The 13,608-nt window shown below is 59.2% G+C and carries 13 protein-coding genes; 10 read left to right on the top strand and 3 right to left on the bottom strand.

Going from position 1 to position 13,608, the window contains the following annotated elements:
• Positions 1–69 precede the first annotated feature (69 nt).
• The gene (locus RHM68_RS21960) at positions 70–405 is read right to left on the bottom strand and encodes a DUF1820 family protein (protein ID WP_322219107.1); all 336 of its coding nucleotides are present in this window, start codon (positions 403–405) and stop codon (positions 70–72) included.
• 134 nt (positions 406–539) lie between these two features.
• On the opposite strand from RHM68_RS21960, the gene miaB reads away from it, so the two are divergent.
• From miaB to lnt, 5 genes are all read left to right on the top strand, one after another.
• The gene (gene miaB, locus RHM68_RS21965) at positions 540–1,868 is read left to right on the top strand and encodes a tRNA (N6-isopentenyl adenosine(37)-C2)-methylthiotransferase MiaB (protein ID WP_322219108.1); all 1,329 of its coding nucleotides are present in this window, start codon (positions 540–542) and stop codon (positions 1,866–1,868) included.
• Between the two features lie 232 nt (positions 1,869–2,100).
• Complete coding sequence (locus RHM68_RS21970; protein ID WP_322219109.1) at positions 2,101–3,105, top strand: PhoH family protein; 1,005 nt, start codon at positions 2,101–2,103, stop codon at positions 3,103–3,105.
• Positions 3,098–3,592, top strand: coding sequence for an rRNA maturation RNase YbeY (gene ybeY / locus RHM68_RS21975; protein WP_322219110.1), 495 nt, complete (start codon positions 3,098–3,100; stop codon positions 3,590–3,592). Before RHM68_RS21970 ends, ybeY begins: the two co-directional genes overlap by 8 nt.
• 5 nt (positions 3,593–3,597) lie before the next feature.
• Positions 3,598–4,437 carry an HlyC/CorC family transporter gene (locus RHM68_RS21980; RefSeq protein ID WP_322219111.1) on the top strand — a complete coding sequence of 280 codons (840 nt, stop codon included), beginning with the start codon at positions 3,598–3,600 and terminating at the stop codon, positions 4,435–4,437.
• Between the two features lie 14 nt (positions 4,438–4,451).
• Positions 4,452–5,975, top strand: a complete 1,524-nt coding sequence (gene lnt, locus RHM68_RS21985; RefSeq protein WP_322219112.1) for an apolipoprotein N-acyltransferase — start codon at positions 4,452–4,454, stop codon at positions 5,973–5,975.
• Positions 5,976–6,023: 48 nt separating this feature from the next.
• Here the strand turns inward: lnt and RHM68_RS21990 are convergent, their stop codons facing one another.
• Both RHM68_RS21990 and RHM68_RS21995 read right to left on the bottom strand, forming a co-directional pair.
• Positions 6,024–6,788 (bottom strand): YdcF family protein, encoded by a 765-nt coding sequence (locus RHM68_RS21990; RefSeq protein WP_322219113.1) that lies wholly within the window; start codon positions 6,786–6,788, stop codon positions 6,024–6,026.
• A 104-nt stretch (positions 6,789–6,892) separates the two neighbouring features.
• Entirely contained in the window at positions 6,893–7,210 is a 318-nt protein-coding gene (locus tag RHM68_RS21995; RefSeq protein WP_322219114.1) for a hypothetical protein, read from the bottom strand.
• A 280-nt stretch (positions 7,211–7,490) separates the two neighbouring features.
• Here RHM68_RS21995 and leuS point away from each other — a divergent pair, with 280 nt between their 5' ends.
• The 5 genes from leuS (at position 7,491) to RHM68_RS22020 (ending at position 13,518) form a co-directional block, all read left to right on the top strand.
• Positions 7,491–10,097, top strand: a complete 2,607-nt coding sequence (gene leuS, locus RHM68_RS22000) for a leucine--tRNA ligase (protein ID WP_322219115.1) — start codon at positions 7,491–7,493, stop codon at positions 10,095–10,097.
• Positions 10,098–10,184: 87 nt separating this feature from the next.
• Positions 10,185–10,790, top strand: a complete 606-nt coding sequence (lptE, locus tag RHM68_RS22005) for an LPS assembly lipoprotein LptE (RefSeq protein ID WP_322219116.1) — start codon at positions 10,185–10,187, stop codon at positions 10,788–10,790.
• 39 nt (positions 10,791–10,829) lie between these two features.
• Positions 10,830–11,867 carry a DNA polymerase III subunit delta gene (gene holA / locus RHM68_RS22010; RefSeq protein ID WP_322219117.1) on the top strand — a complete coding sequence of 346 codons (1,038 nt, stop codon included), beginning with the start codon at positions 10,830–10,832 and terminating at the stop codon, positions 11,865–11,867.
• 102 nt (positions 11,868–11,969) lie between these two features.
• Positions 11,970–12,134 carry an alternative ribosome rescue factor ArfA gene (arfA, locus tag RHM68_RS22015; RefSeq protein ID WP_322219118.1) on the top strand — a complete coding sequence of 55 codons (165 nt, stop codon included), beginning with the start codon at positions 11,970–11,972 and terminating at the stop codon, positions 12,132–12,134.
• Between the two features lie 61 nt (positions 12,135–12,195).
• Positions 12,196–13,518 (top strand): lytic murein transglycosylase, encoded by a 1,323-nt coding sequence (locus tag RHM68_RS22020; RefSeq protein WP_322219119.1) that lies wholly within the window; start codon positions 12,196–12,198, stop codon positions 13,516–13,518.
• Positions 13,519–13,608: the final 90 nt, after the last annotated feature.

Genomic DNA, 13,608 nt, shown 5'->3' on the forward strand with positions numbered 1-13,608 from the left:
CCGGCTCTCTAGGTGAGGGCGCGATTAAATACGTGGGTTTGCCCGCGAAGGGGCCACTCGACTCAAGTACTACTTCTCAGGCATCGGCATAGGCATCGGAAACGGCATGACATTGCCGACCGCGCCGCGAGCTTCGCTGATTTTCGGTGTACCCAGCCGCTCGACCTCGTCGATGCGCACAATAGAATGCATCGGCACAAAACTGCGCACCACACCCTCGAACTGAGCCTTGAGTTTCTCTTCGCTCGGGTCGACGACCACTTGCGTGCGCTCGCCAAAGACGAACTCTTCCACTTCCAGGAAGCCCCACAGATCACTTTGATAGATCTGCTTGGCATACATTTCGTATACCTGGCCTTGGTTGAGGAAAATCACCTTATAGATTGGAGCTTCACGTTTGGTCATGGTGGGCGGGTAACACATCGGCGATAAAAATGAGGGCGCGAACTATAGCATAGCCACCGGACGCACAGCGGTAGGAACCTTGGGACATGTTCCCTATAATGCGCGGTTCTTTGAATCACGTGATGACTCTTTCCATGGCCAAGAAGCTTTACATCGAAACCCACGGTTGCCAGATGAACGAGTACGACAGCTCGCGCATGGTCGATCTGCTGGGCGAACATCAGGCCCTGGAAGTCACGGCGCGCGCTGAAGACGCGGACGTGATCCTGCTCAACACCTGCTCCATTCGCGAGCGCGCCCAGGACCGGGTCTACTCCCAGCTCGGCCGCTGGCGCGAACTGAAGCTCGCCAATCCGGACATGGTCATCGCTGTCGGTGGTTGCGTGGCCAGCCAGGAAGGCGCGGCCATTCGCGATCGCGCACCGTATGTTGACGTCGTGTTCGGCCCGCAGACTCTGCACCGGCTGCCGGAAATGATCGACGCTGCGCGCGCCACCAAACTGCCGCAAGTCGACGTCTCATTTCCCGAAATCGAAAAGTTCGACCACCTGCCCGAGCCCCGTGTTGACGGTCCAAGCGCCTATGTGTCGGTGATGGAAGGCTGTAGCAAGTACTGCACGTTTTGCGTGGTGCCCTACACCCGTGGTGAAGAAGTCAGCCGACCGTTCGACGACGTGATCGCCGAGATCATTCACTTGGCCGAAAACGGCGTGCGCGAAGTGACCTTGCTGGGGCAGAACGTCAACGGTTATCGCGGCACCACTCACGACGGTCGCCTGGCAGATCTGGCCGAGCTGATCCGCGTGGTCGCTGCCGTCGATGGCATCGACCGGATTCGCTACACCACGTCACACCCGCTGGAGTTTTCCGACAGCCTGATCCAGGCACACGCCGACGTGCCGGAACTGGTCAAACACTTGCACTTGCCGGTGCAATCGGGCTCGGACCGAATCCTTTCGGCCATGAAACGCAACCACACCGCACTGGAATACAAATCCAAACTGCGCAAACTGCGGGCTGCTGTGCCGGGAATCTGCATCAGCTCGGACTTCATCGTCGGCTTCCCGGGCGAAACCGAGAAAGATTTCGAGCAGACCATGAAACTGATCGAAGACGTCGGCTTCGACTTCTCTTATTCGTTCGTTTACAGCCAGCGCCCCGGCACCCCAGCGGCAGATCTGGCAGACGAAACGCCGGAAGCGCTGAAAAAAGAACGACTGAACGCCCTGCAACATCGCCTGAACCAACAAGGTTTCGAAATCAGCCGACAAATGGTCGGCTCGACGCAGCGTATTTTGGTCACCGATTATTCGAAAAAAGACCCTGGCGAGCTGCAAGGCCGTACCGAGAATAATCGTATCGTCAACTTCCGCTGCGACAATCCAACCTTGATCGGTCAATTCGCCGACGTCCACATCGACGCCGCCCAGCCGCACTCGCTGCGGGGGTCGTTAATCCAATAACACAGACCTCAGATAAACGAGGATCAAATGCGGGGGCTGGCCGGCTTGCGAAAGCGCTGTCACGGCCGGCATCTGTTTTGGATGTGAGGCCCTCATCGCTGGTAAGCCAGCGCCCACAATGGAACTGCTTTGTTCTTGAGAGCGGACTCATCCATTTAAGAGCTTTCGCACCCAGGCCTCTGGCGTTATCCTTGATTTCATCTTAATTGCCCCAGGGCGGCTAAATACGACCTTGAACGCACCCATCGAACCACATCGTTTTATCCTCGAGCCGTTTGAAGCTCGGCGCTTCGCCAATCTGTGCGGGCAATTCGACGAGCATCTACGCTTGATCGAACAGCGCCTGACTATCGAGATCCGCAACCGCGGCAACCAGTTCGAGATGATAGGCGACCCGAAGCACACTTCCTCCGCGGAAAACCTTCTGCGCCGTCTGTACCGAGAAACCAAGGGGACAGAGCTGTCGCCGGACATGGTTCACCTGTTCCTGCAGGAATCGGCCGTCGAGGAAATGGACAACGTCTCCCCCGCTGAACCCTCCGTCGCCCTGCGCACCAAAAAAGGCATGATCCGCCCTCGCGGCTTGAATCAGTTGCGCTATGTGAAGGAAATTCTCGGTAACGACATCAATTTCGGCATCGGTCCCGCCGGTACCGGCAAGACCTATCTGGCCGTTGCCTGCGCGGTAGACGCGCTGGAACGCGAACAGATTCGACGCATCCTGCTGGTGCGCCCAGCGGTTGAAGCGGGCGAAAAGCTCGGTTTCCTGCCCGGTGACTTGTCGCAGAAAATTGACCCGTACTTGCGACCGCTCTACGACGCCCTTTATGAAATGCTCGGCTTCGAATACGTGGCCAAACTGATCGAGCGTCAAGTGATTGAAGTCGCGCCGCTGGCCTATATGCGCGGTCGCACGCTGAATAACAGCTTCATCATTCTCGACGAAAGCCAGAACACCACCGTTGAACAGATGAAGATGTTCCTGACCCGGATCGGCTTCGGTTCCACCGCCGTCATCACCGGTGACATCACACAGGTGGACCTGCCGAAAGGCACCAAGTCTGGGCTGCACCACGTGATCGAAGTGCTCAAAGACGTGCCGGGCATCAGCTTCACCCACTTCAAGCCGAAAGATGTTGTGCGCCACCCCTTGGTGCAGCGGATTGTCGAAGCCTATGAGCGCTTCGAGAACCGCGTGGACGATGAAGCGCCGAAGGATAGCCGTCGCGATGCTTGAGCTTGATCTGCAACTGGCCACCGAAGCGCCAGTCCCAAGCGAAGCCAAGTTGCGCCAATGGTGCGAACTGGCGTTGCGCCAACGTACTGCCGACTCTGAAATGACCATTCGCCTGGTGGATGAAGAAGAAGCTCGCGAGCTGAACTTCACCTGGCGGCAGAAGGACTACGCCACTAACGTGTTGTCGTTCCCCGCCGACGTGCCCGACGAATTTCTCGACATTCCCTTGCTGGGCGACCTGGTGATTTGCGTCGCCGTGGTCGAGCGCGAAGCGGCCGAACAAGACAAGGAACTAAACGCCCACTGGGCACATCTGGTCATTCACGGCTGCTTGCATCTACTCGGTTACGACCACATAGATGACGACGAAGCCGAAGAAATGGAAGCACTGGAACGAACGTTGCTTGCAGAGTTGGGGTACCCCGACCCATACGCGGACGACGAACCCGAAACATCCCCTATCGTCATAACAAAGGATTCAGAGTAATCGCTATGAGCGAAGATCGATCGAGCAACGGGCAGAAGTCATGGCTGGGTAAGCTCACCCAGGCTTTTGCCCACGAGCCGAAAAACCGCCAGGAGCTGCTGGAGCTGCTGCGCGACGCGCACCAAAATAAACTGTTGGACAGCGAAGCGCTGGCCATCGTCGAAGGCGCCATCCAGGTCGCGGACCTGCAAGTACGGGACATCATGGTCCCACGCTCGCAAATGGTCAGCATCAAGGCGACCCAGACACCCCGTGAGTTCCTGCCAGCCGTGGTCGACTCGGCCCACTCCCGCTACCCGGTGATCGGCGAAAGCCACGATGACGTGATGGGTGTGTTGCTGGCCAAGGACTTACTGCCGTTGATCCTCAAGGAGAATGGCGACAGCTTCAACATCAAGGACCTCTTGCGCCCGGCCACCTTCGTGCCGGAGTCCAAGCGCCTTAACGTGCTGCTGCGCGAGTTCCGCGCCAACCACAACCACATGGCCATCGTGATTGACGAATACGGCGGCGTGGCTGGACTGGTGACCATCGAAGACGTGCTGGAGCAAATTGTCGGCGACATCGAAGACGAGCATGACGTCGAAGAAGATAGCTACATCAAGCCACTGCCCAGCGGTGACTTTCTGATCAAGGCCCTCACCCCAGTCGAAAACTTCAACGAGTTCTTTGACAGCGAGTTTTCCGACGATGAGTTCGACACCGTCGGCGGCTTGGTGATGAGTGCGTTCGGGCATTTGCCAAAACGCAACGAAATCACGGAAATCGGCCCGTATCGCTTCCGCATTTTGAACGCCGACAGCCGCCGGATTCATCTGCTGCGCCTGACACCTATCGCCCGGTAACTCTAAGGATTGAAATGCGCTGGATAACCCGCCCCGGCTGGCCCGGTAACCTGCTGGCCGTGGCGGCCGGTGCAATCACCACCCTGGCGTTGGCGCCGTTTGATATCTGGCCGCTGGCATTGCTGGCAGTCGGCTTCTTTTACGCCGGGTTGCGCGAACTGAACCCCCGCCAGGCCCTGGGCCGTGGCTGGTGCTTTGGTTTCGGCCTGTTTGGGGCCGGCACCAGCTGGATCTACTACAGCATTCACCATTTTGGCGGTGCTTCGGTGCTATTGGCCGGGTTGCTGATGCTGGCCTTCACCGCCGCGATTGCCTGGTTCTTCGCTCTGCCGGCCTGGCTCTGGGCACGCTGGTTACGCCGCAACGAAGCGCCGCTGGCCGATGCCTTGGCCTTCGCCGCGTTGTGGGTAGGCCAGGAAGCTTTCCGGGGCTGGTTCCTCACCGGTTTCCCGTGGCTCTACTCCGGTTACAGCCAACTCAATGGCCCACTGGCCGGGCTCGCACCGATGGGCGGGATGTGGCTGGTATCGTTCGTATTGGCGCTGACAGCGGCACTGATCTACAACGCTCCACGCCTGATTCGCACAGCACGCAAAGGCTTTATCGCGCTGGGCGTGTTGCTGCTGGTCGGGCCCTGGGTTGCCGGCATGGCGCTCAAAGGTCACGCCTGGACCAGCCCAGCGGGCGCACCATTGAGCGTCGCAGCCCTTCAGGGCAACGTCGAACAAAGCATGAAGTGGGACCCGGCACAGCTCAACGCACAACTGGCCCTATACCGCGACATGAGCTTCAGCTCCAAGCGAGTCGACCTGCTGATCTGGCCGGAAACTGCCGTCCCGGTACTGAAGGAGTCCGCCGAGGGCTACTTGTCCATGATGGGAAACTTCGCCGCCGAACGTAAGACTGCGCTGATTACCGGTGTGCCAATCCGCCAGGAAGTGCGTCATGAAAAACGCTTCTTCAACGGCATTACCGTGCTCGGCGAAGGCGACGGTACTTATCTGAAACAAAAACTGGTGCCGTTTGGCGAGTACGTCCCGTTGCAAGACCTGCTGCGTGGGGTGATCGCCTTCTTCGACCTGCCCATGTCCGACTTCGCTCGCGGCCCATCCGACCAAGCGCTGCTACAAGCCAAGGGCTATCAGATCGCACCGTTCATTTGCTACGAAGTGGTTTATCCGGAATTCGCCGCCAGCCTTGCTGCTCGCAGCGACTTGTTGCTGACCATCAGCAACGACACCTGGTTCGGCACTTCTATTGGCCCGTTGCAGCACTTGCAGATGGCTCAAATGCGCGCGCTTGAGGCGGGTCGATGGATGATCCGGGCGACCAACAATGGCGTGACCGGCCTGATCAACCCGTTTGGCCAGATCACTGCGCAAATCCCGCAATTCGAACGCGGCATTTTGTACGGCGAAGTGGTGCCGATGCACAACTTGACGCCTTATCTGCAATGGCGTTCGTGGCCGTTGATTATTCTGTGTGGGTTGTTGTTTGGCTGGGCGTTGCTGGCCGGCCGGATTGCCAAGACGGTCTAAACGCCGTGGCGAGGGAACGCCCCCTCGCCACCGCTTCAACCCATGGCGTCAATTGCGGTAAAACAACCAATACCCCATCTGCCCCACCGCCTCGTTGAGCAACTGCCCACTTTGCCAGATCGATTTAAACTCTGGCATCCAGCCGCCCAGCGGCCGAGCATTGTCCACCCCTAAAAACCCGACAGGCCCGGGCACCACATCAAAGCCAGCCTGCTCGAAACTCCAGACCGCACGCTGCATGTGCCAGGCTTGCGTCACCACGACCACTCGCTTGATGCCTTCAGGCAACAGCACCTGCGCGCTCATTTGTGCGTTTTCCCACGTGGTGCGGCTAAGCCCCTCCTGCCAACGAACGGTCACACCGAAATCATCAAGCATCGAATCGGCCATCAGCTTCGCTTCGCTGGGCGGGGTGCCGTAATGCAGGCCGCCGCTGGTCAGGACCGGTAAACCGGACGCCTTGGCCAATCGCGCGGCATACCGCTCGCGCTCCAGCCCGATACCGGTTGGCTGATCGGCGCCCCAGGCCAGATCCCCACGCTCGCGCCCCGACCCCAGCACCACAATCGCATCGGCCCGCAGTGCCAGGCTCGCCCATTCGTCACGTGACAACGGCGGCTGGCGTTCCAGCGCGCTGGCACCCCATTGCACTACGACGGGAAGGCTCATCAGCCAGAACCCGCCCAAGCCCAGCGCGAAGCATATGCCCGCCAGACGGGGCCTGGAACGACGAAACCACCAGGCAAGCGCCAGCAGCAGCAAAAGAATACCGGGGGGCAACAGAAGTTGTTTTACAAAATAACGAAAAGGCATCGAGCATCTCCCTGAGATGCCCGAAGCCTATTTGGCTTGACGCCATACGACAACTATTACAGAAGGCCTTTTACTCAAAAAACAGTCGGCGTGGCGCTGCGCCTTTATTTGCATTGCAGAGCCTTCGCCTTTACCGCACTTGTGGGTGCTCTGTCCCTGAGCCAGATAACCTTGGCCGAACGTGCTGAGCCGAGCTGCTTCACTGCCTCTGACAAACATCCGTGCATCTCACGCTCTCTTCGATTCAGATACGCCTTGACCAGTTCAAACTCTGCGCGGCTCAACCCACGCAACTCCAGTTCCAACGGACGCTCATCACGTAGCAGACCCGCAGTTTTTGCGGCGTCCAAGGCGACTCCCAGACGATCTATCAGCCTTTCATACAACTCAGGCGTTGTGACTTTCCTCTGTGATTCAACCATCCAGCACCTCATTGAAGATAAGACTCACTCCCCATTTAGAGCTTAGCTTCGCTGAACAAACCGGCTGAGCGCTGCGACCAACGGCCCTCACAGCCAATATCGACCGCCCACCTGCCTGTAATCAGGGTTTCCCTCGGTAGAGCACGGTCATGTATGCTACGGCGCTTCCTGTAACTCCACTTCCAGCTCGCCTGGGCACCGAAACGCCGAATTGGCGTGATCACCGTCCAGCGTTGCATTGAAGAGGATTAGGCCACCCCTATTCAGTTCAAAAGTAGCCATGCACGAACAATATCAGCCCCGTGAAATCGAAGCCGCCGCCCAGTCATTCTGGGACGAGCAAAAGTCCTTTGAAGTCAGTGAACAGCCAGGCAAGGAGACGTTCTACTGCCTGTCGATGTTCCCTTACCCCAGCGGCAAGCTACACATGGGGCACGTGCGTAACTACACCATCGGTGACGTGATCTCCCGCTACCAGCGCATGCTCGGCAAAAATGTCCTGCAACCCATGGGTTGGGACGCCTTCGGCATGCCAGCGGAAAACGCCGCGATGAAGAACAACGTAGCGCCCGCCAAATGGACCTACGAAAACATCGCCTACATGAAAACCCAGCTGCGTAGCCTGGGCCTGGCCGTGGACTGGTCCCGCGAGGTGACCACCTGCAAGCCTGATTACTACCGCTGGGAACAATGGCTGTTCACTCGCCTGTTCGAAAAAGGCGTGATCTACCGCAAAAACGGTACCGTGAACTGGGACCCGGTCGACCAGACCGTTCTGGCCAACGAACAGGTGATCGACGGTCGCGGCTGGCGTTCCGGCGCGCTGATCGAAAAGCGCGAAATCCCGATGTACTACTTCAAGATCACCGCTTACGCGGATGAGCTGCTGGAGAGTCTCGACGAGCTCACGGGCTGGCCTGAACAGGTCAAGACCATGCAGCGCAACTGGATTGGCAAATCCCGCGGCATGGAAGTTCAGTTCCCGCACAACGTCGATTCCATTGGTGAAAGCGGCGTACTGAAAGTCTTCACTACCCGCCCGGACACCCTGATGGGCGCGACCTACGTTGCCGTGGCCGCCGAGCACCCGTTGGCGACCCTGGCCGCGAAGAGCAGCCCTGAGCTGCAAGCGTTCATCGCTGAATGCAAGGGCGGCAGCGTCGCTGAAGCGGATGTCGCCACTCAAGAGAAAAAAGGCCTGCCGACGTCACTGTTCGTCGAGCACCCGCTGACCGGTGAAAAACTCCCGGTGTGGGTCGCCAACTACGTACTGATGCATTACGGCGATGGCGCGGTAATGGCTGTGCCGGCGCACGACGAACGTGATTTCGAGTTCGCCACCAAGTACAACCTGCCGATCAAGTCCGTGGTACGCACCAGCGCCGGCGACACCAACCCGGCACCGTGGCAGGACGCCTATGGCGAGCATGGCACGCTGATCAATTCCGGCGAGTTCGACGGCCTCGACTTCGCCGGCGCTTTCGACGCAATGGAAGTGGCGCTGATCAAGAAGAGCCTGGGCGCCTCGCGCACCCAGTTCCGTCTGCGCGACTGGGGCATCAGCCGCCAACGCTATTGGGGTTGCCCGATCCCGATCATCCACTGCGACACCTGCGGTGATGTTCCGGTCCCGGAAGATCAACTGCCGGTGGTATTGCCGGAAGACGTGGTGCCGGACGGCGCGGGTTCGCCACTGGCGCGCATGCCCGAGTTTTACGAGTGCGAGTGCCCGAAATGCGGCGCGCCTGCCAAGCGTGAAACCGACACCATGGACACCTTCGTCGAGTCCTCTTGGTACTACGCCCGTTACGCCTCACCGCACTATGAAGGCGGTCTGGTGGAAAAATCCGCTGCCGACCATTGGTTGCCGGTAGATCAGTACATCGGCGGTATCGAACACGCGATCCTGCACCTGCTGTATGCGCGCTTCTTCCACAAGCTGATGCGCGATGAGGGTTTGGTGAGTTCCAACGAACCGTTCAAGAACCTGCTGACTCAGGGCATGGTGATTGCCGAGACGTACTATCGTCGCGAAGCCAATGGTGCCTACACCTGGTTCAACCCCGCAGACGTGGAACTTGAGCGTGACAGCAAGGCCAAGGTAATTAGTGCCAAATTGATCGCAGACGGCCTGCCGGTGGAAATCGGCGGCACTGAAAAGATGGCCAAATCAAAGAACAACGGCGTTGACCCACAGTCGATGATTGACCAGTTCGGCGCAGACACCTGCCGTCTGTTCATGATGTTCGCCTCGCCGCCGGACATGAGCGCGGAATGGTCCGACTCCGGAGTAGAAGGTTCGCACCGTTTCCTCAAGCGTGTCTGGCGCTTGGCGCAAGCACACGTCACTCAAGGTCTGCCGGGCAAACTTGATGTCGCCGGCCTGAATGACGAGCAGAAAGTCATTCGCCGCTCGATCCACTTGGCGATCAAACACGCCAGCCAGGACGTCGGCCAGCACCACAAATTCAACACCGCCATCGCCCAGGTGATGACGCTGATGAACGTGCTGGAAAAAGCCCCGCAAGGCACCGAACAGGATCGTGCGCTGGTTCACGAAGGCCTGGAAACCGTAACCTTGCTGTTGGCTCCGATCACGCCGCACATCAGCCACGCGCTATGGAATCAACTGGGTCACGCCGATCCGGTGATCGACGCAGGCTGGCCGGTGCTGGACGAAAGCGCGTTGGTACAGGACAGTCTGCAACTGGTGATTCAGGTCAACGGCAAGCTGCGCGGCCACCTTGAAATGCCGGCCAGCGCCAGCCGTGAAGAAGTCGAAACCGCCGCACGGGCCAATGAAAACGTGCTGCGCTTCGTCGATGGCCTAACTATTCGTAAAGTGATTGTAGTGCCCGGGAAACTGGTCAATATCGTCGCCAGCTAATTGGATCAGGCGTCAGGTGAGCCTGGCGCCGAGTAAAACCTTTCGGGCCGCACCGTCGGCCCACATGGTTTCAAGGGGAGCAACAAGATGATCAAACGCAATCTGCTGGTGATGGGCCTCGCGGTCCTGTTGAGCGCCTGCGGTTTCCAGCTGCGCGGTACTGGCACCACTGAACTGACGATCAAGGAGCTCGACCTGAGCGCCCGCAACGCCTACGGCGATACCGTGACGCAATTGCGTCAGGTACTGGAGGGGAGCGGCGTCAAGGTCTACACCGGCGCGCCTTACAAACTGATTCTGACCGATGAGCAGGAAACCCAGCGCATCCTCAGCTATGCAGGTGCCGGCCGCACTGGCGAATACCAGGTGAGTACCGTGCTGAACTACGACATCCGTGGTGAGCACGACCTTTCCCTGTTGAGCGACAAGCTTGAAGTGCAGAAAATCTTCATCCACGACGGCAACAACCTGGTGGGATCCGACCAGGAATCCAACACTGCCCGCCAGGAAACGCGTCGCGACCTGGTTCAACGCATGATCCTGCGCCTGCAACAGATCACTCCAGCTCAGTTGGAGCAACTGCAGCAGAGCGCCAATAACCGAGCGAAGGCAGAAGCCGATGCTCTGGAAGCGGCGAAGAAGTTTGAAGCGCAAACGCCGCGCCAGTCGCCTGTCGAACTGCCGCAGCAATAAGACTTACGGGGCGCCCAGGCGCCCTGTTCGCCCTTCTATATGAAACTCGCCCCCGCCCAACTCGGTAAACACCTGCAAGGTACACTCGCGCCAGTCTATATCATCAGTGGCGATGACCCACTGCTGTGCCAGGAAGCGGCCGACGCCATCCGCACCGCCGCCCGCCAGCAAGGCTTCGACGAGCGCCAGGTGTTTGCCGCCGACGCCAGTTTCGACTGGGGTACGCTGCTACAAGCCGGCGCCAGCATGTCGTTGTTCGCTGAAAAGCGTCTGCTGGAACTGCGCCTGCCCTCCGGCAAACCCGGCGACAAAGGCGCCGCTGCGTTCATCGAATATTGCTCACGACCTGCCGAAGACACGGTGCTGCTAATCAGCCTGCCCAAGCTCGATGGCGCCGCCCAAAAGACCAAGTGGGGCAAGGCGTTGGTCGAAGGCGCACAGACCCAGTTTGTGCAGATCTGGCCGGTGGATGCCAACCAGTTGCCGAGCTGGATTCGCCAACGCTTGTCCCAGGCCGGCTTGTCTGCCAGCCAGGACGCGGTCGAACTGATCGCCGCCAGGGTCGAGGGCAACCTGCTGGCCGCCGCCCAGGAAATCGAAAAGCTCAAGCTAATGGCCGAGGGCGGTCAGATTACCGTCGAAACCGTGCAAGCGGCAGTGGCCGACAGTGCGCGCTTCGACGTCTTCGGCCTGACCGACGCGATTCTTAACGGCGAAGCCGCTCACGCCTTGCGCATGCTCGAAGGACTGCGGGGCGAAGGGGTTGAACCTCCCGTGATTCTCTGGGCCCTGGCCCGAGAGCTGCGCCTGCTGGCGAACCTGGCGCTGCAATACAGCCAGGGTGTGCCGTTGGATAAAGCCTTCAGCCAGGCACGTCCACCGATCTGGGACAAACGCAAACCACTGATGAGCAAGGCCCTGCAACGCTACTCTGCGCAACGCTGGGCACAATTGTTGCTCGAAGCACAGCGCATTGATGCGCAGATCAAGGGTCAGGCAGCGGGTTCGCCATGGATGAGTTTGAGTCGTTTGTCGTTACTGATGGCTGGCCAACGGCTGATGTTGCCTGCCGAATAGGTTGTTGCGCCGGTCCTCTCCTACTCAATGCAGGACTGGACAGCGCCTCAACATCGGCAGATGATTTGCCTCGCAAAAACCACTCATCTGCGAGAAATCATCATGAGCAAAAAGCCATCCAGGAATGGCCCCAACAAGGCCAAATCAATCATCGCCCAGCCACTGTTCCGCAGCCGTCAGGAACCCGCCGGCAAGGGCAAAGGCAGCTACCGCCGCGAAGCCTTCCAGTCTAATAGCTGGGAGGCTTCTTACTTTCTGGCCGCCTGAAGCAAAACCACCCTCCCCCGTGATAAGGTCGGCACCTGATTCGTATTCTCTGGACCTGTGCATGCCCCTTTGTCTTTCCCGTCGTTGGCACCTTCGCCAACTGATCGCTGCCTCCAGCCTCATTCTGCTTGTCGCCTGCGCGGAAAAACCAACCGCCGCCGACGCCCAACCGCTCCAGACCGTGCCCGTCACGACGGCCCCTGCGCTCATCCCGCCAGTGGTGCCAAGCGGTGACAACCTCGACATCCAGCCGACCCAGACCTTCGCCGAATGGCAAGCCGGTTTTCGCAAGGACGCTCTCGCCGCCGGCATCCGCGCCGATGTCTTTGACCGCGCGTTTGCCAATGTCAGCGTGGACATGAGCGTGATCCGCGCTGACCGCAGTCAGCCGGAATTTTCGCGCCCGGTGTGGGAATACCTCGACGGTGCCTTGTCACCGCTGCGGGTGCGCAAAGGTCAGGCGCTGATCAGCCAATACAGCGACGTTCTGCAGAGCATCGAGCAACGCTATGGTGTCGACCGTCAGGCACTGGTCGCGGTGTGGGGCATGGAAAGCAACTTCGGGCAATTCCAAGGCACAAAGTCGGTGATCAATTCGCTGGCGACGCTGGCCTATGAAGGCCGGCGTCCGGCATTTGCACACGCACAACTGATCGCCGCCCTGCAGATCCTGCAACATGGCGATATCGAGCCCGAGAAGATGCTGGGCTCCTGGGCCGGCGCGATGGGCCAGACGCAGTTCATTCCGACCACCTACAACACCCATGCGGTGGATTTTGACGGTAAAGGTCGCCGCGACATCTGGGGCAGCCCGACCGATGCGCTCGCCTCCACCGCGCACTATTTGCAAAGCTCCGGCTGGCAGAAAGGCCAGCCGTGGGGTTTCGAAGTGCAATTGGCCAGCGGTTTCAATTATTCGCTGGCTGATGGGGCGATTCGCAAGAGCGTCGCCGAATGGCTGCAAATGGGCGTCACGTTGCCCAATGGCAGACAGATTCCTACAGGCTCCGAACACCTGTCTGCGGCCCTGCTGCTGCCAGCGGGCTATCGCGGGCCAGCGTTCCTGATCCTCGATAATTTCCGCGCAATCCTCAAGTACAACAACTCGTCGTCCTATGCCTTGGCCGTGAGTCTGCTATCTGAACGATTCAACGGTGCAGGCTTGATCAACGGTATGTGGCCCAAAGATGATTTGCCTTTGAGTCGCACTGAACGGATCGAACTACAAAACCTGCTGAGCGCCCGCAACTACGATGCGGGCACTGCTGACGGGATTATCGGCGCCAACACCCGCAAAGCGATTCGCATCGCGCAGCAGTCGTTTGGCTGGCCGGCGGATGGCTACCCGACACATCAGTTGCTGGACGCACTGCGCAATCGTTAAAGGCTTAGCGAGCAAGCTTGCTCCCAGCAGTGACCGGGTTCGGCCAAATGTGTGGGAGCTTGCTCGCGACGACGGACGCTCAGGCAAGCG

Origin of the sequence: Pseudomonas sp. DC1.2, from assembly GCF_034351645.1 — a bacterium.
GTDB lineage: Bacteria > Pseudomonadota > Gammaproteobacteria > Pseudomonadales > Pseudomonadaceae > Aquipseudomonas.